The sequence below is a fragment of the Streptomyces sp. Da 82-17 genome, assembly GCF_046098215.1.
Classification (GTDB): domain Bacteria; phylum Actinomycetota; class Actinomycetes; order Streptomycetales; family Streptomycetaceae; genus Streptomyces.
On sequence record NZ_JBJURH010000003.1, the window covers coordinates 122,697 to 147,405 of the forward strand.

At 70.7% G+C, this 24,709-nt stretch carries 25 protein-coding genes; 4 read left to right on the forward strand and 21 right to left on the reverse strand.

Annotation, left to right across the window (positions count from 1 at the left end; translation table 11 throughout):
• Positions 1 to 75 precede the first annotated feature (75 nt).
• Positions 76 to 654: a bifunctional pyr operon transcriptional regulator/uracil phosphoribosyltransferase PyrR gene (gene pyrR, locus ACIDOF_RS05975; RefSeq protein ID WP_409004633.1), complete on the reverse strand. Its 579-nt coding sequence runs from the start codon at positions 652 to 654 to the stop codon at positions 76 to 78.
• Between the two features lie 217 nt (positions 655 to 871).
• Here pyrR and bldD point away from each other — a divergent pair, with 217 nt between their 5' ends.
• Positions 872 to 1,372 (forward strand): transcriptional regulator BldD, encoded by a 501-nt coding sequence (gene bldD / locus ACIDOF_RS05980; RefSeq protein WP_282512924.1) that lies wholly within the window; start codon positions 872 to 874, stop codon positions 1,370 to 1,372.
• A gap of 192 nt (positions 1,373 to 1,564) precedes the next feature.
• On the opposite strand, the gene nusB is transcribed toward bldD, so the two are convergent.
• The 15 genes from nusB to rpsD all read right to left on the reverse strand — a co-directional run bounded on the left by nusB (position 1,565) and on the right by rpsD (position 16,088).
• Positions 1,565 to 1,999, reverse strand: a complete 435-nt coding sequence (nusB, locus tag ACIDOF_RS05985) for a transcription antitermination factor NusB (protein WP_409004634.1) — start codon at positions 1,997 to 1,999, stop codon at positions 1,565 to 1,567.
• A gap of 2 nt (positions 2,000 to 2,001) precedes the next feature.
• On the reverse strand, positions 2,002 to 2,568 hold the full coding sequence (gene efp, locus ACIDOF_RS05990; RefSeq protein ID WP_409004635.1) for an elongation factor P: 567 nt from the start codon (positions 2,566 to 2,568) through the stop codon (positions 2,002 to 2,004).
• Positions 2,569 to 2,618: 50 nt separating this feature from the next.
• A complete protein-coding gene (locus ACIDOF_RS05995) occupies positions 2,619 to 3,725 on the reverse strand; it encodes a M24 family metallopeptidase (RefSeq protein WP_409004637.1) in 1,107 nt (368 codons plus the stop codon).
• A 78-nt stretch (positions 3,726 to 3,803) separates the two neighbouring features.
• Positions 3,804 to 4,766: a Pro-rich N-terminal domain-containing protein gene (locus ACIDOF_RS06000; protein ID WP_409004638.1), complete on the reverse strand. Its 963-nt coding sequence runs from the start codon at positions 4,764 to 4,766 to the stop codon at positions 3,804 to 3,806.
• A gap of 264 nt (positions 4,767 to 5,030) precedes the next feature.
• Positions 5,031 to 6,116, reverse strand: coding sequence for a 3-dehydroquinate synthase (gene aroB, locus ACIDOF_RS06005; RefSeq protein WP_409004639.1), 1,086 nt, complete (start codon positions 6,114 to 6,116; stop codon positions 5,031 to 5,033).
• On the reverse strand, positions 6,113 to 6,628 hold the full coding sequence (locus ACIDOF_RS06010) for a shikimate kinase (RefSeq protein ID WP_409004641.1): 516 nt from the start codon (positions 6,626 to 6,628) through the stop codon (positions 6,113 to 6,115). The genes aroB and ACIDOF_RS06010 overlap by 4 nt, the downstream gene beginning before the upstream one ends.
• A complete protein-coding gene (gene aroC, locus ACIDOF_RS06015; RefSeq protein ID WP_409004642.1) occupies positions 6,625 to 7,809 on the reverse strand; it encodes a chorismate synthase in 1,185 nt (394 codons plus the stop codon). Before aroC ends, ACIDOF_RS06010 begins: the two co-directional genes overlap by 4 nt.
• Before the next feature lie 227 nt (positions 7,810 to 8,036).
• Entirely contained in the window at positions 8,037 to 8,867 is an 831-nt protein-coding gene (locus tag ACIDOF_RS06020) for a shikimate dehydrogenase (RefSeq protein ID WP_409004643.1), read from the reverse strand.
• A 91-nt stretch (positions 8,868 to 8,958) separates the two neighbouring features.
• On the reverse strand, positions 8,959 to 9,333 hold the full coding sequence (locus ACIDOF_RS06025; RefSeq protein WP_409004644.1) for a hypothetical protein: 375 nt from the start codon (positions 9,331 to 9,333) through the stop codon (positions 8,959 to 8,961).
• A 177-nt stretch (positions 9,334 to 9,510) separates the two neighbouring features.
• Positions 9,511 to 11,178 carry an endolytic transglycosylase MltG gene (mltG, locus tag ACIDOF_RS06030; protein WP_409004645.1) on the reverse strand — a complete coding sequence of 556 codons (1,668 nt, stop codon included), beginning with the start codon at positions 11,176 to 11,178 and terminating at the stop codon, positions 9,511 to 9,513.
• Between the two features lie 126 nt (positions 11,179 to 11,304).
• Positions 11,305 to 11,787, reverse strand: coding sequence for a Holliday junction resolvase RuvX (gene ruvX / locus ACIDOF_RS06035; RefSeq protein WP_409004646.1), 483 nt, complete (start codon positions 11,785 to 11,787; stop codon positions 11,305 to 11,307).
• Entirely contained in the window at positions 11,787 to 14,456 is a 2,670-nt protein-coding gene (alaS, locus tag ACIDOF_RS06040; protein ID WP_409004648.1) for an alanine--tRNA ligase, read from the reverse strand. Before alaS ends, ruvX begins: the two co-directional genes overlap by 1 nt.
• Entirely contained in the window at positions 14,456 to 14,806 is a 351-nt protein-coding gene (locus tag ACIDOF_RS06045; RefSeq protein ID WP_409004649.1) for a DUF6167 family protein, read from the reverse strand. The genes alaS and ACIDOF_RS06045 overlap by 1 nt, the downstream gene beginning before the upstream one ends.
• Positions 14,807 to 14,813: 7 nt before the next feature.
• Positions 14,814 to 15,269 carry a DUF948 domain-containing protein gene (locus ACIDOF_RS06050; protein ID WP_409004651.1) on the reverse strand — a complete coding sequence of 152 codons (456 nt, stop codon included), beginning with the start codon at positions 15,267 to 15,269 and terminating at the stop codon, positions 14,814 to 14,816.
• Positions 15,270 to 15,473: 204 nt separating this feature from the next.
• Positions 15,474 to 16,088 (reverse strand): 30S ribosomal protein S4, encoded by a 615-nt coding sequence (gene rpsD, locus ACIDOF_RS06055; RefSeq protein WP_409004652.1) that lies wholly within the window; start codon positions 16,086 to 16,088, stop codon positions 15,474 to 15,476.
• Between the two features lie 191 nt (positions 16,089 to 16,279).
• Between rpsD and ACIDOF_RS06060 the strand changes: the two genes are divergently transcribed.
• Positions 16,280 to 16,969, forward strand: coding sequence for a DUF2470 domain-containing protein (locus ACIDOF_RS06060; RefSeq protein WP_409004653.1), 690 nt, complete (start codon positions 16,280 to 16,282; stop codon positions 16,967 to 16,969).
• A 12-nt stretch (positions 16,970 to 16,981) separates the two neighbouring features.
• Here the strand turns inward: ACIDOF_RS06060 and ACIDOF_RS06065 are convergent, their stop codons facing one another.
• The 5 genes from ACIDOF_RS06065 to ACIDOF_RS06085 form a co-directional block, all read right to left on the reverse strand.
• The gene (locus tag ACIDOF_RS06065) at positions 16,982 to 17,767 is read right to left on the reverse strand and encodes an HNH endonuclease family protein (protein ID WP_409004654.1); all 786 of its coding nucleotides are present in this window, start codon (positions 17,765 to 17,767) and stop codon (positions 16,982 to 16,984) included.
• Between the two features lie 61 nt (positions 17,768 to 17,828).
• Positions 17,829 to 19,361: a replication-associated recombination protein A gene (locus ACIDOF_RS06070; protein ID WP_409004655.1), complete on the reverse strand. Its 1,533-nt coding sequence runs from the start codon at positions 19,359 to 19,361 to the stop codon at positions 17,829 to 17,831.
• A 91-nt stretch (positions 19,362 to 19,452) separates the two neighbouring features.
• The gene (locus tag ACIDOF_RS06075) at positions 19,453 to 20,082 is read right to left on the reverse strand and encodes a vitamin K epoxide reductase family protein (RefSeq protein ID WP_409004656.1); all 630 of its coding nucleotides are present in this window, start codon (positions 20,080 to 20,082) and stop codon (positions 19,453 to 19,455) included.
• 190 nt (positions 20,083 to 20,272) lie between these two features.
• Positions 20,273 to 21,535 (reverse strand): histidine--tRNA ligase, encoded by a 1,263-nt coding sequence (gene hisS / locus ACIDOF_RS06080; protein ID WP_409004657.1) that lies wholly within the window; start codon positions 21,533 to 21,535, stop codon positions 20,273 to 20,275.
• A gap of 13 nt (positions 21,536 to 21,548) precedes the next feature.
• Positions 21,549 to 22,256: an MBL fold metallo-hydrolase gene (locus ACIDOF_RS06085; RefSeq protein WP_409004659.1), complete on the reverse strand. Its 708-nt coding sequence runs from the start codon at positions 22,254 to 22,256 to the stop codon at positions 21,549 to 21,551.
• Between the two features lie 183 nt (positions 22,257 to 22,439).
• Between ACIDOF_RS06085 and ACIDOF_RS06090 the strand changes: the two genes are divergently transcribed.
• Both ACIDOF_RS06090 and ACIDOF_RS06095 read left to right on the forward strand, forming a co-directional pair.
• Entirely contained in the window at positions 22,440 to 23,282 is an 843-nt protein-coding gene (locus ACIDOF_RS06090; RefSeq protein ID WP_409004660.1) for a peptidylprolyl isomerase, read from the forward strand.
• Positions 23,283 to 23,436: 154 nt separating this feature from the next.
• Positions 23,437 to 24,669 carry a DUF349 domain-containing protein gene (locus ACIDOF_RS06095; protein WP_409004661.1) on the forward strand — a complete coding sequence of 411 codons (1,233 nt, stop codon included), beginning with the start codon at positions 23,437 to 23,439 and terminating at the stop codon, positions 24,667 to 24,669.
• The last annotated feature ends 40 nt before the right edge of the window (positions 24,670 to 24,709 follow it).

Consider the following 24,709-nt stretch of genomic DNA (forward strand, 5'->3'; position numbering starts at 1 on the left):
GGGGAGTTCAGAACTTTTCAGGCATGAGGGCGCGCAGCGGCGCACACCGGGGCACGCGTGTGGGACCGGTGGTGGCTACTGCTCGCCGACCGGGGCGGTCTGCTTCTCCCCGAGCAGCACGGTGTCGCGACCGTCCTCCTCGGCGAGCTGGACCTTGACCGTCTCCCGCAGCGACGTGGGGAGGTTCTTGCCGACGTAGTCGGCGCGGATGGGCAGCTCGCGGTGGCCGCGGTCGACCAGGACGGCGAGCTGCACGGCGCGCGGCCGGCCGATGTCGTTCAGGGCGTCGAGGGCGGCGCGGATGGTGCGGCCGGAGAACAGCACGTCGTCGACGAGGACGACGAGGCGGCCGTCGATGCCGTCCGCGGGGATCGCGGTGCGGGCGAGGGCGCGCGGCGGGTGCATCCGCAGGTCGTCGCGGTACATGGTGATGTCGAGGGAGCCGACCGGGATCTCGGAGCCGGTGATCTCCGCGAGCTTGGCGGCGAGCCGCTGGGCGAGAAATACGCCGCGAGTCGGAATGCCGAGAAGCACCACATCGTCGGCGCCCTTGGCGCGTTCGACGATTTCGTGCGCGATACGGGTCAGCACCCGTGCGATGTCGGGGCCTTCGAGAACCGGCCGCGCGACTTCGGAACCGCTATTGGTGTCCATACGAAACGGACCTCCTTCTCCGCCTCACGGGACGGACCTTAAAGGACGTCGAGATTGCGCCAGCCAGCTTAGCAGCAGCGGCAACACCGCAGTTCACGGGCCCCCGGAAGGCCGGTACGGACCATTCGGCTTGACGCAGAGAAGTAACGCTGCGTAATCTCACAGTAAGTCACAGGCACGCGGTCGAGGCCGCGGATTGCAGCGTCCGGGGAGCTATATGTCCAGCGAATACGCCAAACAGCTCGGGGCCAAGCTCCGTGCCATCCGCACCCAGCAGGGCCTTTCCCTCCACGGCGTCGAGGAGAAGTCCCAGGGACGCTGGAAGGCGGTCGTGGTCGGTTCGTACGAGCGCGGCGACCGTGCCGTGACCGTGCAGCGCCTCGCCGAGCTGGCGGACTTCTACGGCGTCCCCGTGCAGGAGCTGCTCCCGGGCACGACCCCCGGCGGCGCCGCCGAGCCCCCGCCGAAGCTCGTCCTCGACCTGGAGCGTCTCGCCCACGTCCCGCAGGAGAAGGCCGGCCCGCTGCAGCGTTACGCGGCGACGATCCAGTCCCAGCGCGGTGACTACAACGGCAAGGTGCTCTCCATCCGCCAGGACGACCTGCGCACCCTCGCCGTGATCTACGACCAGTCCCCCTCGGTCCTGACCGAGCAGCTGATCAGCTGGGGCGTCCTGGACGCGGACGCGCGCCGTGCGGTCACCCACGAGGAGGCCTGAGCCGCCGCAGGCCTGAGCAGAAACGTGCCGCCGGGGGCGGGAGGAGCGATCCTCCCACCCCCGGCGGCTTTTGCACGTCCGCACTGCGGTGCGTGAGCGCCCGCCGGGGCGGCGTACACGTACGACGAGGGGCCCACGGCTCGAATTGCGCCGTGGGCCCCTCGTCATGAGGACCGTACGATCCTGGTCGGCTCAGGCCTCGTCCCTGCGGAGGGAGGGCTTGAGGTCCTTCAGGCGGCCGAGCAGGCCGTTGACGAAGGACGGCGACTCGTCGGTGGAGAACTCCTTGGCGAGCTGCACCGCCTCGTCGAGGACGACGGCGTCCGGAGTTCCGTCCTCCCAGATCAGCTCGTAGGCGCCGAGCCGCAGCAGGTTCCGGTCGACGACCGGCATGCGGTCGAGGGTCCAGTCCACCGCGTACTGCGCGATGAGCTCGTCGATCCGGGCGGCGTTCTCCGCGTACCCCTCGACCAGCTGCATGGTGAACTCGCTGACCGGCGGCTGGCGGGTGTCGGTGCGCGAGTGGCGCACCCAGTCCGCGAGGACGGTCAGGACGTCGGTGCCGCGCTGGTCTGCCTCGAAGAGGATCTGGAAGGCACGCTTGCGGGCCGTGTTGCGAGCGGCCACGGTTAGCTGTTCACCCGGCCGAGGTAGCTGCTGTCGCGGGTGTCGACCTTGATCTTCTCGCCGGTGGTGATGAAGAGCGGCACGTTGATCTGGTGGCCGGTCTCCAGGATGGCGGGCTTGGTGCCGCCGGTGGAGCGGTCGCCCTGGACGCCCGGCTCGGTCTCCTGGATGGTCAGCTCGACGGCGGCCGGCAGCTCGACGAAGAGCACCTCGCCCTCGTGCTGCGCGACGGTGGCCTCGAAGCCCTCGACCAGGAAGTTCGCGGCGTCGCCGACGACCTTGCGGTCGATGTGCAGCTGGTCGTACGTCTCCATGTCCATGAAGACGAAGTAGTCGCCGTCCATGTACGAGAACTGCATGTCGCGCTTGTCGACAGTGGCCGTCTCGACCTTGACGCCGGCGTTGAAGGTCTTGTCGACGACCTTGCCGGAGAGCACGTTCTTGAGCTTGGTGCGCACGAAGGCCGGGCCCTTGCCGGGCTTGACGTGCTGGAACTCGACGACGGACCAGAGCTGGCCGCCTTCGAGCTTGAGCACCATGCCGTTCTTGAGGTCGTTCGTGGAAGCCACGGTTGCGGAATCTCCTGGACTGAAGCTGGTGGGACCGAAGGCCGTACGCGCTAGAGCGCGAGCAGCTCCTTGGTCGTGATGGTGAGTAGCTCGGGTCCGCCATCCGCCTCGGGGCGGACGACGAGCGTGTCATCGATCCGGACACCTCCCCGTCCCGGGAGGTGGACCCCCGGTTCGACGGTGACCGGCACACAAGCGTCCAGTTTACCCATGGCTCCCGGGGCCAACTGCGGGTCCTCGTCGATTTCGAGCCCCACCCCGTGGCCGATGGCCGACGGCAGCCCGTCCGTGTACCCGGCGGCGTCGAGTACGGAGCGGGCCGCGCGGTCGACCTCGCGGTACTCGGCGCCCGGGGCGAGGGCTTCGCGGCCGGCCCGTTGCGCGGCGAAGACCAGGTCGTACAGCTCGATCTGCCAGTCGGCGGGGGTGGTACCGATGACGAAGGTGCGGCCGATCTCGCTGCGGTAGCCGCGGTAGCAGGCGCCCAGGCAGACGGAGAGGAAGTCGCCCTCCTCCACGCGCCGGTCGGTGGGCCGGTGTGCGCCCCGCCCCGAGTTGACGCCCGTGCCGACGGAGGTCGGGAAGGCGGGGCCGTCCGCGCCGTGGTCGACGAGGCGCCGCTCCAGTTCGAGGGCGAGATGACGCTCCGTACGCCCGACCAGGATGGATTCGAGGAGTTCACCGAGGGCCTGGTCGGCGATCTCCGCGGCGATGCGCAGGCAGGAGATCTCCTCGTCGTCCTTGACGAGCCGCAGCTGCTCGACGGCGCAGCCCAGGTCGGCGAGGCGCAGCCGGGGGGCGACGGAGAGCAGGGCGCGGTGCCGCGCGACGGTGAGGTGGTGCTCCTCGACGGCGAGGGAGTCGGCGCCCTGTCCCGCGGCGAGGTCGGCGGCGGCGACCGCGGTGTCCCCGCCGGCCGTCGGCAGCACCTGCAGCTGGAGGGACTCGTCGGGCCTGCCCTCGTCGGGCTCGCCGGTCGGCTGGCTGTGGCAGAGCAGGAGGTCGGCGCGCGGTCCGAGCAGCAGGGCCGCGCCGCGGGGCGCCGCTCCGGCCAGGTAGCGCACGTTGGCGGGGCGGGAGACGACGGCGGCCGCGCTGCCGGCGGCCGTGCACTGATCCCTCAGGCGCGCCCTGCGGGTCGCGTACACCTCAGACATGCATCGAGCCTACGAGCGGACGCGCGATGTTTCCTGGTCAGCGCGTCCGACCGGGGCCCGCGCGGCCGGGCGCGGCGGCTACCACTGGGGCGGGCTGGCGATGGCGCGGGCGAGGACGTCGTCCAGGACGCGGGCCGTGGTCGGCACGTCGTACCCGGAGTTGTCGATGATGGGCAGGCCGGAGCCGTACCAGCCGGCCATGCGGCCGTGGATGCGGGCGACTTCCTCGTCGGTGAGGCGGCGGTTGCCGCTGCGCTGGGCGTTGCGCTCCAGGACGATCTCCAGGCCGGGCAGCAGCACGACGGGCAGCAGGCCCGGGCCGACGTGCCGCTTCCAGCCGCCGAGCCCCACGACGGGGCGGTCGGGGAAGACGGCGTCGTCGAGTATGCAGGAGATGCCGTTGGCCAGGAAGTTCCGCGCGGCGAAGCCGCAGGTGCGGCGGGCCAGGCGGTACTGCGCCTCGGAGTTGTCGTTCCAGCCGGACTGGGGGTCGGCGAAGCCGGCGCGGACCCACTCGCGGACGTCGTCGAGGCTGATGTGGGCGGTGGGCACGCGGCGGTGCTCCGCCCAGTACTTGGCGACGGAGGTCTTGCCGGCGCCGGCCGGGCCGATGAGCAGCACGGCAAGCGTGGTCGCGCCGGTGTCGCCCTGCGTGGCGTCCGGCGGGGGGCTCGGCACGGCGACGGGGCCGCCGGGCGGGAGCTGGATGTGGCCGGTGGTGTTCTCGGCGCCGGGCTGCTGCTGGGGCTGCGCGGGCTGGCCGGGCTGCGGCTGGGGCGGCGCGTGGTACCCGGGCTGCTGCGGAGCCGGAGGCGGCGGTCCGGTGGGTGCCGGGCCGGGGGCGCCGGGCGCGGGCGGGCCCGAGGCGGGGGGCGGGCCCGGGACGGGCGGCGGGTGCGGGGCGCCGTGCTGGGGCGCGGGCCCGGCGGGACCCGGGTGGCCCGCGGGCCCCGGGTGGTGTGCGGCCGGGGACCAGCCGGTGGCCGGTCCGTGCCCCGGCTGATGGGGCGGCGGCAGCGGATTCCCCACTGCGTGCTGCATCCGGTGCCACTCCGTCTCGTACAGGCAACTGGCGCTGGTCGGGCGGGCGTCGGGCGGAGACTGCTCCGCCGCCCGGGCCTTACCGAACGGTACCTTCCCCGCCCGCCGTTGTGTGAACGGCCGGGAAGAGCCACAAGTGCCCGGCGGCGCGGGCGATTTCGGACGAGAGGTGGCCACCCGGACACTTCGCCGTACGAGGCGACCACGCGGGGCGGTCCGCCTCGTACGGCGAGGGTGTGCTCGGGTCGTGCGGCGAAGTCGCGGTCAGGCGGAGACTTCGCCGTACGCGGCCAGGAGGACGGCCGGGTCCGGGCCCTCCAGGACGGCGGGCTTGCCGATGCCGTCGAGGACGATGAAGCGCAGCAGGTCGCCGCGGGACTTCTTGTCGATCTTCATGTTCTCGACGAGCTTCGGCCACTGGTCGCCGCGGTACGTGAGCGGCAGGCCCACCGACTCCAGGACGGTGCGGTGCCGGTCGGCCGTCGCGTCGTCCAACCGCCCGGCGAGGCGGCCGAGTTCGGCGGCGAACATCATGCCGACGGAGACGGCGGCGCCGTGCCGCCACTTGTACCGCTCGTTCTTCTCGATGGCGTGGCCGAGGGTGTGCCCGTAGTTGAGGATCTCGCGCAGGCCGGCCTCCTTGAGGTCGCTGGAGACCACCTCGGCCTTGACCTTGATGGACCGCTCGATCAGCTCGGCGGTGTGCGGCCCGGCCGGGGTGCGCGCGGCCTCGGGGTCGGCCTCGATCAGGTCGAGGATCACCGGGTCGGCGATGAAGCCGGCCTTGATGACCTCGGCGAGCCCGGACACGTAGTCGTGCACGCCGAGCGAGTCGAGCGCCGCCAGGTCGCAGAGCACGCCCGCGGGCGGGTGGAAGGCGCCGACGAGGTTCTTGCCCTCGGCGGTGTTGATCCCGGTCTTGCCGCCGACCGCCGCGTCCACCATGGCGAGCACGGTCGTCGGGACGGCCACCCAGCGCACGCCGCGCAGCCAGGTCGCCGCGACGAACCCGGCGAGGTCGGTGGTCGCGCCGCCGCCGACGCCGACGACCACGTCACTGCGGGTGAACCCGGACTGCCCGAGCGCCTTCCAGCAGTACGCGGCGACCTCGGCGGTCTTGGCCTCCTCGGCGTTGGGCACCTGGATGGCGACGGCCTCGTAGCCCTGCCCGGCCAGGTCCTCGCGCAGCGCCTCACCGGTCTCGGCGAGCGCCTCGGGGTGGATCACGGCGACCCGCTTGGCCTGGTCGCCGATCAACCCGCCCAGCTCACCGAGGAGTTGACGGCCGACGAGCACCTCGTACGGGTCGGCTCCGCCGACGTGGATACGCGTCACCTGCTGCTCGCTCATGCTTCCTTCCACTCCAGTGCGTCGAGGACCGCGTCGGCGACCTCTTCGGGGGTGCGGCCGTCGGTGGCCACGACGACGCGCGCCGCGTCCGTGTACAGGTGCCGGCGCGCCTCCATCAGCTCGCGCCACTGCTTGCGCGGGTTGACCGCGAGCAGCGGGCGGGCGGCGTTCAGGCCGGTGCGCTTGACCGCCTCCTCGACGTCCATCGACAGGTAGACGACGGTGTGCTCGGCGAGCAGTTCCCGCGTACCCGCGTCGAGGATCGCGCCGCCGCCGAGGGCGAGCACGCCGGGGTGCTCGGTGACGGCGGCGCGCACGGCCTGCCGCTCCAGCTCCCGGAAGGCGGGCTCGCCGTCGTCGACGAAGATCTCGGCGATCTCCCGGCCCTCGGCCGCGACGATGTCGGCGTCGGTGTCCCGGAACGTGGTGCCGAGCCGCTCGGCGAGCAGTTCACCCACGGTGGTCTTGCCGACCCCCATCGGGCCGATGAGGACGATCCGCGGCCCGCTCACCGGATCTGCAGGTTGTCGAGGTACGACTGGACGTTGCGCCGGGTCTCGGCCACGCTGTCGCCGCCGAACTTCTCGGCGACCGCGTCCGCGAGGACCAGCGCGACCATGGCCTCGGCGACGATGCCGGCGGCGGGCACCGCGCACACGTCGGAGCGCTGGTGGTGGGCCTTGGCGGCCTCGCCGGTCGTCACGTCGATGGTGGCGAGGGCGCGCGGGACGGTCGCGATCGGCTTCATCGCGGCGCGCACGCGCAGCAGCTCACCGGTCGTGAGGCCGCCCTCGGTGCCGCCGGCCCGGCCGGTGGCGCGCTTGACGCCGTCCTCGGTCGCGAGGATCTCGTCGTGCGCCTTGGAGCCCGGCACCCGCGCCAGGTCGAAGCCGTCGCCGACCTCGACGCCCTTGATCGCCTGGATGCCCATGAGCGCGGCCGCGAGCCGGGCGTCGAGCCGCCGGTCCCAGTGCACGTGCGAGCCGAGACCCACCGGCACGCCGTACGCGAGCACCTCGACGACACCGCCCAGGGTGTCGCCGTCCTTGTGGGCCTGGTCGATCTCCGCGACCATCGCCTTCGACGCGTCGGCGTCCAGGCAGCGCACCGGGTCGGCGTCCAGCTTCTCCACGTCGGAGGGCTTGGGGTACACCCCGTACGGCGCCTTCGCGGCGGCCAGCTCGACGACATGGCTGACGATCTCGATGCCGGTCGTCTCCTTGAGGTACGACCGGGCGACCGTGCCGAGCGCGACGCGGGCCGCGGTCTCCCGGGCACTCGCGCGCTCCAGGACCGGACGGGCCTCGTCGAAGCCGTACTTCTGCATGCCCGCGAGGTCGGCGTGGCCGGGGCGGGGCCGGGTGAGCGGGGCGTTGCGGGCGAGCTCGGCCAGCTCGGCGGGATCCACCGGATCCGCGGCCATGACCTTCTCCCACTTGGGCCACTCGGTGTTGCCGACCATGATCGCGACGGGCGAGCCCATCGTGAGACCGTGCCGCACGCCGCCGAGGAAGGTGACCTCGTCCTGCTCGAACTTCATCCGCGCACCGCGGCCGTACCCGAGGCGCCGCCTGGCCAGTGCGTCCGCCACCATCTCCGTGGTGATCGGCACGCCGGCGGGCAGTCCCTCCAGCGTCGCGACGAGTGCGGGGCCGTGGGACTCCCCCGCGGTCAGCCAACGCAACCTGCTCAACGGTGCTCCTCATGCTCGCGCCCGGTTTCTGGCGACGGCGCAGCCGGGTGCGCGGCCCTGGCCCGCCTGCCTAGATCCTCCCACGTCCGGGGAGAACCCCCGGCCGCCGGTCCAGCAGGCGGACGCCGGTTCGGACGGCGGACCGCTCGGGCGTACGACCGGCCGGCCGCGCGGGGCCGCAGCCCAGCACGATCAGGGCGAAGAGGTCCGCTCGCCCCACTCGGGCGCTAACCGGCGGCGAGCGCGCGCTCTCCGGCCTGCCGCATCGCCTCCAGCGGCGCGGGCGCGCGGCCCGTCATCTGCTCGACCTGCAGCACCGCCTGGTGCACCAGCAGGTCGAGTCCGCTGACCACCGCGCCGCCGAACATCGACCAGCGCGCGGCGAGTTCGGTCGGCCACGGCTCGTAGAGCACGTCGAACAGCGTGCCGGGCCGCTCCGGAACGGACTTGGACAGCTCGTCCGTGGTGCCCGCGGGCGTCGTGGCGATCACCAGCGGCGCCTCGAACGCCGCCGCGGCCTCGCCCCACCCGGCCGTCCGCACCTCGACGTCCAGCCGCTCCCCCCACTGCTTCATCTCGACGGCCCGCGCCTCGCTGCGTACGTACGCGACGATCTCGCCCGTGCAGACCCGGGACAGCGCGGCGAGCGCGGAGGAGGCGGTGGCTCCGGCGCCGAGGATCGCGGCCGACTCGACCTCCTCGATGCCGCATTCGCGCAGCGCGGCGACCATGCCGGGGATGTCGGTGTTGTCCCCGCGGCGGCGCCCGTCCGGACCGAACACCACGGTGTTCACGGCCTCCACGGACGCGGCCGTCTCGCTGATCTCGTCGAGCAGCGGGATGACGGCGCGCTTCAGCGGCATGGTCAGGGACAGCCCGGCCCACTCGTTGCCGAGCCCTTCGAGGAAGCCGGGCAGCCCGGCCTCGTCCACCTCGAACCGCCCGTACTCCCAGTCGTCCAGGCCGAGTTCGGCGTACGCGGCGCTGTGCAGCACCGGGGAGAGGGAGTGGGCGATGGGCGAGCCGAGAACCGCGGCCCGGTGCGTGATGGCGCTCATTGCTCGTTCTTCTTCAGTTCCTCGAGGTACTTCTGGGCACTTCTGGTGGTATGCATGTGGCTACCCACAGAGGGTAGCCACATGCAAGACATTAGGCGTACGTAGAAACCCAGTCACCGTAACCGAAGTCGGTTACCCCATCATCCAACATGAAGGCACGAATATCGACCAAGGTCATCTCCTTCAGGTCGAGATTCCACTCCTTCACAGTCCCAGCTCCGCTGGAGTTACACAGGGCAAACCATCCCCTCTTACCCGTGGAGACCTTAGTCGCATAGACGTCGATACACACGGCGTAACCATCAGCCTTGGCGTCCTTGACATAGAACCGGTCGCCATCCGTATTAAAGATCCCCTTCCCGCTGCTGTTCCACGGGGAATCCGGATAGGCCTCAATGAAACGATCGACCGGATTCGCCGATGCGCCACCGGCTGCGCCCCCAACAATCAACATCGCAGCAGCCACTGACATCAGGCTTCGGGTTCGCGACATTCGAGTTCCCCTCCCAGTAACAAGTGCCCAGCCATAATACGCACCCACAAGGCTCTGGCTGATAAATGACCCACCTGGGCCGAAAGCTCCGCCTACGGTTTCCACTCTTCCCTGGCTTCGCCACCCCGACGATGCACCGACTCGGAGGGGTCACCTGTTGCGGGCGTTGAACTTGTCCTTCAGTTTCAGAAACTCGGCATGCGTCTTCGCGAATTCGGTTTTACTCATCCCGTCGGTGGCCACAAAGTATAGCCATCCGTCCTTGGTCGGCTTCAGCGCAGCGCCGAGCGCTTCCTGTCCAGGGTTACCGATAGGGCCGGGCGGCAACCCCTTCCGCGTGTAAGTATTGTACGGATCCATATTGCTCTTGATCTCATCTTCGCCGATGTTGATCTCGCTCTGCCCCTTCAAGTAGTTGAAGGACGAGTCGAATTGCAGAAGTTGGTAGGTCTCCGTGTTGCTCGGATCCAACCGGTTGTAGACGACCTCAGCCATCTTCCGGAAATCCGCGTGGGTCTTGCCTTCGGCCTGGGTCAGGCTCGCGACCGTCACCAACTGCAGCGGGTTCTGGAGCTTGAGTTCCTGGGCCTTGCCCTCAATGTTGTAGTGCTCGTACTCCCTGCTGGCCGTGGCCACCATCTTCTTCAGCACGTCGCCGGGCTTCTGGCCCTTGGCCACCGGGTAGCTCGACGGGAAGAGGAAGCCCTCCAGCGGGTCCTTGACGTCGCTGGTCATGTTCTCGGTGGCCCAACTGGGCAGGCCGAGCTTCTTCCAGTTCTTCTTCGCGTACTTCTCGGTCGTGCCCTTGTCGACCTCGAGGCGCTTGTCGATCTGCTGGTAGACCCAGGCGTTGCGGCGGCCCTCGGCGATGATCAGGTTGTTGCGGCTCTTCGGGTCGAGCATCGCCTCGACGGCGGCCTTCGCCGACATCTGCTTGTTCAGCGAATAGACGCCGGCCTGGATGGTGAGGCCCTTGGGGTGCTGGCCCTGCGCGCTGACGAACGCGTCGGCGCTCTTGACGACGCCGGCCTGCTCCAGCTTGTTGCCGATGACGTAACCGCCGGCGCCCTTGGGGATGTCGACGGTGACCTTCTCGTCGGTGCCGCTGCCGGTGTAGTCCTCACCGGCGCCGTAACGGTCCTGGTAGAACTGGTAGCCGAAGTAGCCGACGCCGCCGATGCCGCCCGCGAAGATCAGGGTGAGGACGAGGCAGGCGCAGCCGCTGCGTTTCTTCTTCCCGTCCTTGCCGCGCCGCTCCTTGCGGTTGCCGCGGCCCGAGCGCGGGTGCTCGTCGTCCGCGTCCTCGTCGTCGCCGCCCGCGAAGAAGGCGTGCTCGCGGTCGTTGGGCCCCGGGTCCCAGTCGACGTGCTCCTCGACCGGCTCGTGCCGACGGCCCGGCGGCTGCGGCGGCGGATAGGCCTCGGGGCTCTCGTACGGATCGGGCCGCTCCGCTCCGTACGCGGCGGTCTGGCCCGCGTACGGCTCGGCGTACGGGTCGTAGCCCGTCTGCTGGCCGGTGTCCCAGCCGCCGTTGAAGTCGTGCTGGGGATAGCCGGCTTGGGCGGAGGGGTCCTGCGGATAGCCGGGCTGGGGCGCGGGGTCCTGGGGGTACCCCGCCTGCGGGGGGGCGTCCTGCGGGTAGCCGGCCTGCTGGCCGCCGTAGTGCGCCTCGGGTGACTGCTGCGGGTAGTGCTGCGGCCGGCCGCCGTACGGACTCTGGCCGGCGGCGGCCTGCTGTCCTTCCCATCCCTGGTCCCCGTACAACGGGTCATCGGGATGCCACGGTTGCGAGCCGGAGCCCCGGCCATACTCAGTCATCGATCCCCTACGAGCCGCGAGGCGGCGGCCGTCGGACGCTGTCCCCCGGCCGGCCGGTACTGCCTCTTTGCTGTGCGGCGGCTGTTCGAACGCCGCCGCATCGCGCGGAACGTTACCGTATCGCGATCAGATGACCACTTCGACGCCCTCGCCCGGAGCCTGGCCTGACGCCCGTTCGGACTCCAGTGCCTGCTGGAGGATGATCACGGCGGCCGCCTGATCGATGACGGACCGGCCCTTTTTGGACTTCACGCCCGAGGCACGCAGTCCCTGACTGGCCGTCACTGTGGTCATCCTCTCGTCCACGAGCCGCACCGGAACGGGTGCGATGCCGCGGGCGAGCTCCTGTGCGAAGCCCCGCACCTTGGCCGCGGCCGGGCCCTCGCCTCCGCTGAGGGAGCGCGGGAGCCCGACGACGACCTCGATCGGTTCGTACTCGTCGACGATCGCCTTCAGGCGCCGGTGGGCGGCCGGGACGTCACGCCCCGGCACGGTCTCCACGGGCGTCGCGAGGATCCCGTCGGGGTCGCACGAGGCGACCCCGATCCGGGCGTCCCCGACGTCGATCGCGATCCGCCGACCGCGACGGAGCCCTGCGGACTCGGTCATCAGGCGGTCTCGGCGACGAGGCGCTCGACGGCCGCGATCGCGTCGCCGATGGCCTCCGGGTTCTGGCCGCCGCCCTGGGCGACGTCCGGCTTGCCGCCGCCACCGCCGCCGAGGGTCTTCGCCGCCGTACGCACCAGGTCGCCGGCCTTGAGGCCGCGCTCGCGGGCCGCCTCGTTGGTGGCGATCACGGTCAGCGGGCGGCCGTTAGCCGTGGTGAACAGGGCGACGACGGCCGGGCGGTCGCCGGGGATGCGGCCGCGCACGTCGAGGACCAGCTTGCGCAGGTCGTCGGCGCCCGTGCCGTCCGGGACCTGGCCGGTGGCGAGGGCGACGCCGCGGACGTCCTTGGCGCCCTGGGCGAGTCCGGCGGCGGCCTGGAGGACCTTCTCCGCGCGGAACTTCTCGATCTCCTTCTCGGCGTCCTTCAGCTTGCCGAGCATGGTGGAGATCTTCTCCGGCAGCTCCTCGGGACGGCCCTTGACCAGCTCCTGGAGCTGGGCGACGACCGTGTGCTCCTTGGCCAGGAAGTTGTACGCGTCGACGCCGACGAGGGCCTCGATGCGGCGCACGCCGGAGCCGATGGAGGACTCGCCGAGGAGCTTCACCAGGCCGAGCTGGGCGGTGTTGTGGACGTGCGTACCACCGCAGAGCTCCTTGGAGAAGTCGCCGATGGTGACGACGCGGACGCGCTCGCCGTACTTCTCGCCGAACTCGGCGATGGCGCCCTGCTTCTTGGCCTCGTCGATGCCCATGACCTCGGCGTGGACGTCGAGTTCGCGGGCCAGGACCTCGTTGATCTTCTGCTCGACGTCCATCAGGACCGTGCCGGGCACGGCGTTGGGCGAGCCGAAGTCGAAGCGGAAGCGGCCGGGCGAGTTCTCGGAGCCGGCCTGCGCGGCGGTCGGGCCGAGCGCGTCGCGCAGCGCCTGGTGCGTGAGGTGGGTGGCGCTGTGCGCGCGGGCGATGGCGCGGCGGCGCTTCACGTCGATCGTGGCGTAACCGGAGGAGCCGACGGTGACCTCGCCGACCTGGACGGAGCCCTTGTGCACGGAGACGCCGGGCACCGGCTGCTGCACGTCGCGGACCTCGATGACGGCGCCCGTGTCCAGCTTGATGCGGCCGGTGTCGGCGAGCTGGCCGCCGCCCTCGGCGTAGAACGGGGTGCGGTCGAGGACGACCTCGATCTCGTCGCCCTCCACGGCGGCCGGCGAGGGCACACCGTCGACGAGCAGGCCGACGACCGTGGACTCGCCCTCGGTGGTGGAGTACCCGGTGAAGTCGGTGGCGCCGGCGTTGTCGGCGATCTCGCGGTACGCCGACAGGTCGGCGTGGCCGGTCTTCTTGGCCTTGGCGTCGGCCTTGGCGCGCTCCCGCTGTTCCTTCATCAGGCGCCGGAAGCCGGACTCGTCCACGGTCAGGCCCTGTTCGGCGGCCATCTCGAGGGTGAGGTCGATCGGGAAGCCCCAGGTGTCGTGGAGCAGGAACGCCTTGTCGCCGGGGAGGACCGTGTGGCCGGCGGCCTTGGTCTCGGTGACGGCGGTGTCGAGGATGTTGGTGCCGGCCTTGAGCGTCTTGAGGAACGCGGCCTCCTCGGCGAGGGCCACGGTCTCGATGCGCTTGCGGTCGGTGATGAGCTCCGGGTACTGCTGGCCCATCGTGTCGATGACGACGTCGATGAGGTCCTTGACGACCGGGCCGGTGGCGCCGAGCAGGCGCATGTTGCGGATGGCGCGGCGCATGATGCGGCGCAGCACATAACCGCGGCCCTCGTTGCCGGGCGTGACGCCGTCGCCGATGAGCATCACGGACGTACGGATGTGGTCGGAGACGACGCGGAGCGAGACGTCGGAGTCCTGGGCCGCGCCGTAGGCGACGCCGGTCAGCTCGGTGGCCTTGTCGATCACGACACGGGAGGTGTCGATCTCGTACATGTTCTGCACGCCCTGCAGGATCATCGCGAGGCGCTCGAGGCCGAGGCCGGTGTCGATGTTCTTGCTGGGGAGCTCGCCGAGGATCTCAAAGTCCTCCTTCGAGGTGCCCGCGCCGCGCTCGTACTGCATGAAGACGAGGTTCCAGATCTCGACGTACCGCTCGTCGTTGACGGCCGGGCCGCCCTCGACGCCGAACTCGGGGCCGCGGTCGTAGTTGATCTCGGAGCAGGGGCCGCAGGGGCCGGGGACGCCCATGGACCAGTAGTTGTCCTTCTTGCCGAGGCGCTGGATGCGCTCGGCGGGGACGCCCACCTTCTCGCGCCAGATGGTCTCGGCCTCGTCGTCGTCGAGGTAGACCGTCACCCAGAGGCGCTCGGGGTCGAGGCCGTAACCGCCGTCCGCGACGGAGCTGGTGAGCAGCTCCCAGGCGAACTTGATGGCCCCTTCCTTGAAGTAGTCGCCGAAGGAGAAGTTGCCGCACATCTGGAAGAACGTGCCGTGCCGCGTGGTCTTGCCGACCTCTTCGATGTCGGGGGTGCGCACGCACTTCTGCACGCTGGTCGCGCGGTCGAAGGGCGGCTTGACCTCGCCGAGGAAGTAGGGCTTGAAGGGCACCATGCCCGCGGGGACGAGGAGCAGCGTCGGGTCGTCGGCGATCAGCGACGCCGACGGCACGACGGTGTGCCCACGCTCTTCGAAGAAGCGCAGCCAGCGGCGGCGGATTTCAGCCGACTCCATCAGTGGTCCTCATTCCGGTTGTACGAGTACTTGGTTGGGTTGTGGTTCGCGGGCTTGCGCGGCGCGGAGTTGTGGTTCTCGATCGCCACGACCCGTGCCTGCGGCGGGAGTTCGGGGAGTTCCGGGGTGTTCAGGCCCAGGGCGTCGCCCAGTTCGGCCTCGCGCTGGACCATGCCGTCGCGGACGTCGAGGGCGAAGTCCTTGAGGCGGTGGCCGACGTCGATCGCCTTGTTCGCGGCCTGTGCCGCGAGGCTTTCGGGGGTCAGCTGCTTGAGCTTGCGGTTGACCTTGGTGGTGGCCCACACGCCGGCGGCTGCGCCCGCGGTGAACCAGAACGTACGGCGGAACATCTCGGCCTCAGTCCCTCTTGTCCCGGAGATTGCGTCTGCCCCGGCGGGACGAGGGCACGGTCCGCCCCACGATCACGGTACGCCGGGTGGCTTCGGCGGGCACGTCCGTCTCGGGCCGGCCCTTGCGGCCGATGGCCCGGCGCACGCCGTACCCGAACGCGGCGACCTTGACCAGGGGGCCGCCGAACGTCGAGGCCACCGTCGTCGACAGGGCCGAGGCGTTGGAGGTGACCTCTTGGACGTCCGTGGCGATGGCGTCGACGCGGTCGAGCTGGGTCTGCGCGGAGCGGACCGTCGCGGACGCGTCGGCGAGCAGCGGCACGGCCTGTTCGGTCACGTCCGCCACGAGTTTGGTGGTCGCCTTGAGCGTCTGGGCCAGCCTCACCAGGGCGACGGCGAGGAAGGAGACCAGGATCGCCCAGAACACGGCCACGAGGATCCCGGCCACCTCTCCACCGGTCACTGCGCACCGCTCCCTTGCATGGTCTTGCGTGGGGTACGAAAAGTCGTCGTCCGACCTTATCGCGCCAGGCGGCGCGCTCCGTACGCCTGTGGACAACTCCCCCGGCCGCGCCCGGGCCGGTATGCGCGAAGGCCCGCCGCTCCCCCGTGCCGTACGGACGGGGATGCGGCGGGCCGTGCGCGCTGGGTCGCTACGCCTGCTGGATCAGCGGGCGTAGTACTCGACGACGAGCTGCTCGTCGCAGATGACCGGGATCTCCTTGCGGTTCGGGTCGCGGTCCAGGCGGAAGGCCAGGGCCTTCAGGTTGACCTGGAGGTAGCGCGGGGTCTCGCCCTCGGGGGCGTAGCCACCCTCACGCGCGACCTGGAAGGGGTGCTTCGAGCGGGAGCGCTCGCGCACGGTCACGACGTCGTCGGGACGGACGCGGAAGGACGGCTTGTCGACCTTCTTGCCGTTGACCTCGATGTGGCCGTGGACGACCATCTGACGGGCCTGGTAGATGGTGCGGGCGATGCCCGAACGCAGGACCAGGGCGTCGAGGCGACGCTCGAGCTCGATGACCAGGGCCTCACCGGTCTTGCCCTGGGTCTTCGCGGCGCGCTCGTAGGCGCGGACGAGCTGGCGCTCGGAAACGTCGTACTGCGCGCGCAGACGCTGCTTCTCGAGCAGACGGACCTTGTAGTCCGAGTTCTGCTTGCGGCCACGGCCGTGCTCGCCCGGCGGGTAGGGGCGGGCCTCGAAGTACTTGACGGCCTTCGGCGTCAGCGCGATGCCGAGCGCACGAGACTTCTTGACCTTGGGACGCGACTGGTTAGGCACGTTCTCCAGACCTCCGTAATAAGTTAGGTTAGGCTCACCTTACTAAGGGAGATCGCATGTCTCGCCGTGGGAACACCAGTCACGTCACGGACAGCACAGAGAACACCGACGCCAACCCGAGGGGCATCGATATGACGGAGGTCCGATCAGATCGTGGTCAGCCGCGTCCCAGCGGGCTTGAAACCATCCGGATGCCGTCAGCAGCCGAACGCACACGAACTCTCGTACAGAGTACATGCTCCGGAGTGCTGCTCTCCCCGGGGGTGCGGGGAGCCCTGCCCGACCACCTGGTCGCGGACGAGCGCACGGTCGGCCCGGACGGCGACGTCTTCCTGGAGTTCCCGGCCGACTCCCCCGTCGTACGGGCCGCGACGCACGCGCAGGACGACGAGCTGCCGGCCGTTCTGGAGATCACGGACGTCGCTCCGGTCGCCGTCCCCCACCGTATCCGGGGCCGCGCCTGGGTCTCCGGCTGGCTGACGCGGGTGCCGGGGCTGGCCGCGCCGGGGCGGATGACGCTGCGCCTGGAGGTCGGCGAGACCTCGGTGGACGACCTGTGGGGCGCGGACAGCGTGGAGCCGGAGGCGTTCGCGCGGGCGTGCGCCGATCCGCTCGCTCCGTACGAGGCGGAGCTGCTGCAGCATCTGCACGCCGCGCACGAGGACCAGGTGCAGTTGCTGACCGGGCTGCTCGGCGGGCGTGCGGCGCTGCGGGGGCGGGCGGTGCCGGTGGCTCTCGACCGGTTCGGGCTGCGGGTGCGGTTCATCGGCGAGGGGGACGGCGGGACGTTCGACGCGCGCTTCGACTTTCCGGAGCCCGTGTCCGACGTGGCGGGGCTGCGGCGCGCGATGCACCGGCTCTTCGAGGCCGCCGCGCACTGAACTCCCCTGCCCCTACGGCTCCTTGGGGCATTCCGCCAGCATGCCCAGGAGGGCCTGCTGCTCCGGTGGCGTGACCGTGAGGCGGTATTTGGCCTTGATCCCGGTCCAGCGCCGCGCGTACGCGCAGTGGTACGCCTGCCGTGGCTGCCACTTGTCCGGGGTCTTGCTGCTCTTGTCGGCGTTGGCCTGTTTGTCGACGGCGAGCAGGACGTCGAGGTCGTTCGCGTAGTTCAGGCGCTGCTGCGGGGTCCAGGCCCACGCGCCGGCCCGCCAGGCGGCGCCGAGCGCGACGACATGGTCGGTCTCGATCTGCGAGGCCCTGCGGTAGTGGTACGGCAGCCGCTTCCCGGTGTACGGATCGTCGAGCGTGCCGGAGAGCACCACGCACGGGTTGCGGTCGCCTTCGCGCAGGTCCGCGAGGTCGCGGCGCAGCACGTCGTCCCGGGTGTCGCAGCCGTTGCGCCCGCCCGGCACGTCCACCTCGTCCGACCAGGTGCGGCCGAACTCCTCGCGCCGGTACGTCTGCCAGTTCCGGCCCCAGGCCACTTCGAGCCGGGCGAGCCGGTCGCGGGCGACGGCCGCGGAGGGCGGGAACCCGGTCACCGCCTCGGGCTTCGGCACGGGGTGCGGCTCGGGCTGCGGCACGGGGTGTGCGCCTCGCGGGTCGCCCGTACGAGGTGGGGGTTCGCGGAAGCGGGCGTGGGCGCGCTCGACCTGCGGTGGGGTGCAGGCGGTGAGCAGGGCGGCGGAGGCGAGCAGCAGCGCGGCGAGGGGTCCGGCTGCTGCGCGTGCGGGCATGCGCCGAGCGTAGGTCGGGGCTGCGGGCCTTGCCCGTCGACTGCTGCCGACCAGGGGCGGGCTACTGGCCGTCGGCGGCGGTCTCCGGCTCGGCCGCTTCGCCGCCGGTCTTCTCGGCCGGTCTCGGCTGGTCCGACTGCTGCGGCTCCTGCTGCTTCTGTTGCGGCTTCTGCGGCTGTTGCTTCTGTTCGGCGCGGGGTTCCGGGCGCGGCTCGGGCTGCTTCGGGGCCGGTCTCTCGGGGCGGGTCTCGCCGCGCAGGCGTTCGCGGACGCGGTCGGCCACGTCCGCGTACCGCGCCTCCGCGCCGTACCGCGTCGGTTGGTAGTAGCGCTTGCCGTGGATGGCGTCCGGGGCGTACTGCTGGGCTGCGATGCCGCCCGGGACGTCGTGCGGATACACATACCCCTGCGCGTGGCCGAGCTTGGCCGCTCCCTTGTAGTGGCCGTCGCGCAGGTGCGGCGGGACGGGGCCGGCGAGGCCCTTGCGCACGTCCTCCAGGGCGGCGCCGATGGCGGTCGTCGCGGCGTTGGACTTCGGGGCGAGGGCCAGGGCGATGGTGGCGTGGCTGAGGGTGAGCGCGGCCTCGGGGAAGCCGATCATGGCGACGGCCTGGGCGGCGGCGACCGCGGTCGGAAGGGCCGTGGGGTCGGCGAGCCCGATGTCCTCGGACGCGGAGATCATCAGGCGCCGGGCGATGAACCGGGGGTCCTCGCCCGCCTCGATCATGCGGGCCAGATAGTGCAGCGCCGCGTCCACGTCCGAGCCGCGGATGGACTTGATGAGGGCGCTGGCCACGTCGTAGTGCTGGTCGCCGTCCCGGTCGTACTTGACCGCCGCCCGGTCGACGGACTCCTCCAGGGTCTGCAGGGTGATCTCCTGCTCGCCCTTGGACAGGGCCGAACCGGCGCCCGCCTCCAGGGCGGTCAGGGCGCGGCGGGCGTCGCCTCCCGCGATCCGCAGCAGGTGCGCCTCGGCGTCGGCGGGCAGCGTGACCGAGCCGCCGAGGCCCCGCTCCTCCGCTATGGCGCGGTGCAGCAGTCCGCGCAGGTCGTCGTCCGTGAGCGGTTCGAGGGTGAGGAGCAGGGAGCGGGACAGGAGCGGGGAGATCACCGAGAAGTACGGGTTCTCCGTCGTCGCCGCGATGAGCGTGACCCAGCGGTTCTCCACGGCGGGCAGCAGGGAGTCCTGCTGGGCCTTGCTGAAGCGGTGGATCTCGTCGAGGAAGAGGACCGTCTCCTTGCCGAAGCCGCCGGTGGCGCGGCGGGCGCCGTCGATGACGGCCCGCACCTCCTTGACGCCGGCGGTGATCGCGGAGAGCTCCACGAACCGCTTGTTCGTCGCCTTCGACACCACGTACGCGAGGGTCGTCTTGCCGATGCCGGGCGGGCCCCAGAGGATCACCGACGAGGGTCCGGCGGGGCCTCCGCCGCCCTCGCCGACGAGCCGGCGCAGCGGCGAGCCCGGCTTCAACAGGTGCTGCTGCCCCACGACTTCGTCGAGCGTGCGCGGGCGCATGCGCACGGCCAGGGGGCTGCTCGCCGGGTCCTTCTCCTGGCGTTCTTCGGCTGCGGCGGTAAAGAGGTCTGGCTCCACGTCCACGACCCTATGTCACCCCACTGACAACGCCCCTCGCGCTGTCCCCGCCTGCGCGAAGGACCGGGCCCCACCTGCGGGAAGGACCGGGTCAGCTGGTCCAGAACTCCCACCAGCGGGTCAGGATCAGCATGCCGATGATGCCGATGTGCACGACCGGGAGCACCCACGTGAACTCGTCGAAGAAGGTGCGCAGACCGCCCGGCGCCGGAAGCATGCCGTGGCGGACGTTGTGCCCGGTCACGTACCAGAACATGACGATCGTGGCGACCCAGGCCAGGCAGCACCACAGGCACAGGGCGTTGATGTTGTACAGCGACTGGTACATCAGCCACGTGCAGAAGGCGACGCCGAAGAGCATGCCGGCGTTCAGCGTCAGCCAGTACCAGCGCGGGAAGCGGGCCCGGGCGAGCAGGCTCATGCCGACGGCGATCACGATCCCGTACGTCACGAGGCCCAGCATCGGGTTCGGGAAGCCGAAGACGGCCGCCTGCTCGCTCTTCATGATGGAGCCGCAGGACACCACCGGGTTGAGGCTGCAGCCGGGCGTGAAGTTCGGGTCCTCGAGGAGCTTGAACTTGTCGAGCGTGATCACCCACGCCGCGAGCAGTCCGGCCGCGCCCGTGATCACAAGGAGCAGCGCCAACGCACGGCTGCCGCCGACGGCTCGGGGAGCGTCCGTCTGCTCCCGACCGTCCAGGCCGCCGTCCTTCGCAGACATCGATTCGCTCATCACGCCGTTTCCGTCGCTAGTGGTGGGGGCTTACGGGCACGGTCATTGTGCCGCACGCACCTGTGGGCGTTCCGTTCGATACGTATAAAGAAGCGCAGCGCAGCGGGAGTACGCGAGGGCCCCGGGTGCCGATCCGCACCCGGGGCCCTCCACTGCGTACGACCTTGCGTACGACCGACTAGCCGAGCTTGGCCTTCAGGACCTCGACGATCGTGTCCGTCGCGACCGCCTCCTGCTCGCCGGACTCCATGTCCTTGAGCTGGACGACGCCCTCGGCGAGATCGCGCTCGCCGGCCACGATCGCGTACCGCGCGCCGCTGCGGTTGGCGTTCTTCATCGCGCCCTTGAGGCCCTTGCCGCCGTAGCTGAAGTCCGCCGCGACGCCCGCCTTGCGGAGTTCGGTGACCGCGGAGAACAGGACCCGGCGGGCCTCCTCGCCGAGCGGGACCGCGAACACGCTGGTGGTGGCGGGGAGTTCGAGCTCCACGCCCTCCGCCTCCAGGGCGAGCACCGTGCGGTCCACGCCGAGGGCCCAGCCGACGGACGGCAGCGAGGGGCCGCCGATCATCTCGGACAGGCCGTCGTACCGACCGCCGCCGCCCACCGCGGACTGCGAGCCGAGGCCGTCGTGGACGAACTCGAAGGTCGTCCGCGTGTAGTAGTCCAGGCCGCGGACCAGCTTCTCGTCGTCCTCGAAGGCGACGCCCGCCGCGGAGATCAGCGCGCGCACCTCCTCGTGGTACGTCTTGCAGGCGTCGCACAGGTAGTCGCGCAGCACCGGCGCGCCCACCAGCTGCTTCTGCACATCGGCCCGCTTGTCGTCGAGGACGCGCAGCGGGTTGATCTCCGCGCGGCGCAGCGTCTCCTCGTCGAGGTCGAGGCCGCGCAGGAAGTCCTGCAGGGCCGCGCGGTAGACGGGACGGCACTCCTTGTCGCCCAGGGAGTTGAGCAGGATGCGGAAGTTCCGCAGGCCGAGCGAGCGGTACGCCTGGTCGGCCAGGATGATCAACTCGGCGTCGAGGGCCGGGTCCTCGGAGCCGATCGCCTCGGCGCCGACCTGGGAGAAGTGCCTGTACCGGCCCTTCTGCGGGCGCTCGTAGCGGTAGTACGAGCCCGAGTACCAGAGCTTGACCGGGAGGTTGCCCGCCTTGTGCAGGTTGGCCTCCAGGGCGGCGCGCAGCACGGACGCGGTGCCCTCGGGGCGCAGCGCGAGCTTGTCGCCGCCCTTGGTCTCGAAGGCGTACATCTCCTTGGTGACGATGTCGGTGGACTCGCCGACGCCGCGCGCGAACAGCTCGACGTTCTCGAAGCCGGGCGTCTCGATGTAGCCGTAGCCGGAGTTCTTCAGCGGCGCGGAGATCGCCTCGCGCACGGCGAGGTACTTGGCGCTGTCCGGCGGGATCAGGTCGTACGTGCCCTTGGGGGCCTGAAAGGTGCTCACGGGAAAACTCTCGTCACATTCCTCGTCGTGGGGCGGGGTTCGCCCCCTGGCCTGCGGCCACCTGGCGCAGATACGGATTGGTGGCGCGCTCCTGGCCGATGGTCGTCTGGGGACCGTGTCCGGACAGGACCACGGTCGAGTCGTCGAGCGGCAGGCACACGCGGCCCAGCGACTCGAGCATGTCGTCCATGTCACCGCCGGGCAGGTCCGTGCGTCCGATGGAGCCGGCGAAGAGCAGGTCGCCCGAGAAGAACACGGACGGGATGTCCGCGGTCTCGGGCATCCGGAACGTCACCGACCCCTTCGTATGCCCAGGAGCGTGCGCCACGGAGAAGTCGAGGCCGGCCAGCTGCAGCCGGGCGCCGTCGCTCAACTCCTGCACGTCGTCCGGCTCGCCCACGGTCAGCTCGCCCATCAGCGGCATGCCGATGGAGCGGCCGATTCCCTTCTCCGGGTCGCTCATCATGTAGCGGTCCGCGGGGTGGATCCACGCCGGGACGTCGTGCGCCCCGCAGACGGGGACGACAGAGGCGACGTGGTCGATGTGGCCATGCGTGAGGACGACCGCGACGGGCTTGAGCCGATGCTTCTTGAGTGCTTCCTCGACTCCCTCGGCGGCCTGGTGGCCGGGGTCGATGATCACGCACTCCTCGCCTGCGGCCGGGGCGACCAGATAGCAGTTGGTCCCCCAGGCCCCGGCGGGGAACCCGGCAATCAGCACGTTCGTCCTTAAGGGTGGTCCGACGGGAAAGTGCGGCGGTTCACCGGCCGACGAGGGCGGCGACACCGGATCGCGATACCCGCAGCCTACCGGCGCGGCTCGGCGCACAGCTAACCCATATACGGTACGGGGCAAGCTCAGGCGGTCAGGACCGAATCCGTAGACGTACAAGGAGAAGACCCGGTGGTCAGCAGCGATCAGCGGCGGCGTCAGCTCGCCCGGGAGAAGTTCGCCCGCCAGCAGGAGCGGCGGGAGGCCGCGCGCCGCAAGGGGAAGCGCCGTAACGCCATCATCGCCGCGTCTCTCGTCGTGGTGCTCGCGGCGAGCGGCGGCGCGGTGGCCGCGGGCGCGTTCTCGGGCGACGACGGCAAGTCGAACACGGACGCCGCGGACAAGCCCTCGGCCAGCCCCTCGGTGAAGGACCCGTGCGGGAAGCCGGCGCCGGGCAAGGTCGAGAAGATGAGCTTCAAGAAGGAGCCGAAGCTCACCATCGACAAGTCCGCGGACTACTCGATGAAGCTCGCCACGACCTGCGGCGACATCGACATCGACCTGAAGGCCGCGGCGGCGCCGCACACGGTGAACTCGTTCGACTTCCTCGTGAACAAGGGGTACTTGAACCACACCAAGTGCCACCGCCTCACCAACCAGGGCATCTACGTCCTGCAGTGCGGCGACCCCACGGGCACCGGAACGGGCACTCCCGGCTACAAGATCCCGGACGAGAACCTGAAGGACAAGAGCCTGAAGGACAACGTCTACCCGGCGGGCACGGTCGCGATGGCGAACCAGTACAACCCGCAGGACGGCAAGGGCCGGGACACCGGCGGCAGCCAGTTCTTCCTCGTGTACAAGGACAGCCAGCTGCCGCCCGACTACACGCCCTTCGGCACGGTCTCCGAGTCCGGCATGAAGGTGCTCAAGAAGATCGCGGACGCGGGTGCCACGCCGCCCGACCCGACCACGGGGAACACGGCTCCGAACGCCACCGTGGTGATCGACGAGGCGACCGTCGAAAAGTCTTGACCAGCAGGGCAAGTCGGTTGGTGCTGGATGCGGACAGCCGCCCTGCTCGTCGCCTATGTTGGCGTTGTGCAGGGCGCCGTGTGCGGCTGCCCTGAAGAAACTGTGGACGATGCCCCGGGCAACCCCCGCGCAGGCATCATGTGGAGGAGGCGCTGTGAGCAGCGACCCGTGGGGCCGCGTCGACGAGACGGGGACCGTGTACGTGCGTACGGCCGACGGAGGCGAGCGAGTCGTCGGTTCGTGGCAGGCAGGCTCTCCCGACGAGGCCCTGGCCTACTTCAAGCGCAAGTACGAAGGTCTGGTCGTGGAGATCGGCCTTCTCGAGCGCCGGGTGCAGACCACGGACCTGTCGGCCAAGGACGCCATGACGGCCATCGAGCACCTGCGCGAGCAGGTCACCGACGCGCACGCGGTGGGTGACCTGGACGCCCTCGGCAAGCGGCTCGACAAGCTGGTGGAGAACGTCGAGGCCCGGCGCGAGGAGCGCAAGGTCCAGAAGGCGAAGCAGGCGGACGAGGCCAGGCACGCCAAGGAGGCCCTGGTAGCCGAGGCCGAGGAGCTGGCGCAGAGCGAGCAGTGGCGGGCGGCCGGCGAGCGGCTGCGCGCCCTGGTCGACACCTGGAAGGGCCTGCCGCGGCTCGACCGCAAGTCGGACGACGAGCTGTGGCACCGCTTCTCGCACGCGCGCTCCGCCTTCTCCAAGCGCCGCAAGGCCCACTTCGCGGCGCTCGACGCGCAGCGCGAGGAGGCCCGCAAGGCCAAGGAGCGCCTGGTCTCGGAGGCCGAGGCGCTGTCGAACTCCACGGACTGGGGTCCGACGGCCGCGCGGTACCGCGAGCTGATGACCGAGTGGAAGGCCGTGGGCCGCGCCCAGCGTGAGCACGAGGACGACCTGTGGAACCGCTTCCGCGGCGCCCAGGACGTGTTCTTCACGGCCCGCAGCGAGGTCTTCGCCGAGCGGGACGCGGAGCAGGCCGAGAACCTCAAGCTGAAGGAGGCGCTCGCCGACGAGGCGGAGCAGCTCCTCCCGATCACCGATCTGAAGGCGGCCCGCGCCGCGTTCCGCGGGATCAACGAGCGCTGGGAGGCCATCGGTCACGTCCCGCGGGACGCGCGCCCGAAGGTCGAGGGCCGGATGCACGCCGTGGAGCGCGCGCTGCAGGACTCCGAGGAAGCGGAGTGGCGGCGTACGAACCCGGAGGCGCGTGCGCGTGCCGAGGGGCTCACCGGCCAGCTGCAGGCCGCGGTCGACAAGCTCAAGGGCCAGATCGAGACGGCCCGCGCGCAGGGCAACAACGCCCGTGCCGACAAGCTCCAGAAGGAGCTGGACGGCCGTCAGGCGCTGCTCGACCAGGCACTGAAGGGCCTGCAGGAGTTCGGCGGCTGACGCCTTCTCCGCCCGTACGAAAAGGGGCTTCCGTACTTCG

What these genes read in the sequence shown, in the direction of transcription:
- pyrR (WP_409004633.1), bottom strand. Translation starts at nt 654, where the DNA reads ATGGACACCAATAGCGGTTCCGAAGTCGCGCGGCCGGTTCTCGAAGGC.
- bldD (WP_282512924.1), top strand. Translation starts at nt 872, where the DNA reads ATGTCCAGCGAATACGCCAAACAGCTCGGGGCCAAGCTCCGTGCCATC.
- ACIDOF_RS05995 (WP_409004637.1), bottom strand. Translation starts at nt 3,725, where the DNA reads ATGTCTGAGGTGTACGCGACCCGCAGGGCGCGCCTGAGGGATCAGTGC.
- ACIDOF_RS06000 (WP_409004638.1), bottom strand. Translation starts at nt 4,766, where the DNA reads ATGCAGCACGCAGTGGGGAATCCGCTGCCGCCGCCCCATCAGCCGGGG.
- aroB (WP_409004639.1), bottom strand. Translation starts at nt 6,116, where the DNA reads ATGAGCGAGCAGCAGGTGACGCGTATCCACGTCGGCGGAGCCGACCCG.
- ACIDOF_RS06020 (WP_409004643.1), bottom strand. Translation starts at nt 8,867, where the DNA reads ATGAGCGCCATCACGCACCGGGCCGCGGTTCTCGGCTCGCCCATCGCC.
- mltG (WP_409004645.1), bottom strand. Translation starts at nt 11,178, where the DNA reads ATGACTGAGTATGGCCGGGGCTCCGGCTCGCAACCGTGGCATCCCGAT.
- ruvX (WP_409004646.1), bottom strand. Translation starts at nt 11,787, where the DNA reads ATGACCGAGTCCGCAGGGCTCCGTCGCGGTCGGCGGATCGCGATCGAC.
- alaS (WP_409004648.1), bottom strand. Translation starts at nt 14,456, where the DNA reads ATGGAGTCGGCTGAAATCCGCCGCCGCTGGCTGCGCTTCTTCGAAGAG.
- ACIDOF_RS06045 (WP_409004649.1), bottom strand. Translation starts at nt 14,806, where the DNA reads ATGTTCCGCCGTACGTTCTGGTTCACCGCGGGCGCAGCCGCCGGCGTG.
- ACIDOF_RS06060 (WP_409004653.1), top strand. Translation starts at nt 16,280, where the DNA reads ATGCCGTCAGCAGCCGAACGCACACGAACTCTCGTACAGAGTACATGC.
- ACIDOF_RS06065 (WP_409004654.1), bottom strand. Translation starts at nt 17,767, where the DNA reads ATGCCCGCACGCGCAGCAGCCGGACCCCTCGCCGCGCTGCTGCTCGCC.
- ACIDOF_RS06075 (WP_409004656.1), bottom strand. Translation starts at nt 20,082, where the DNA reads ATGTCTGCGAAGGACGGCGGCCTGGACGGTCGGGAGCAGACGGACGCT.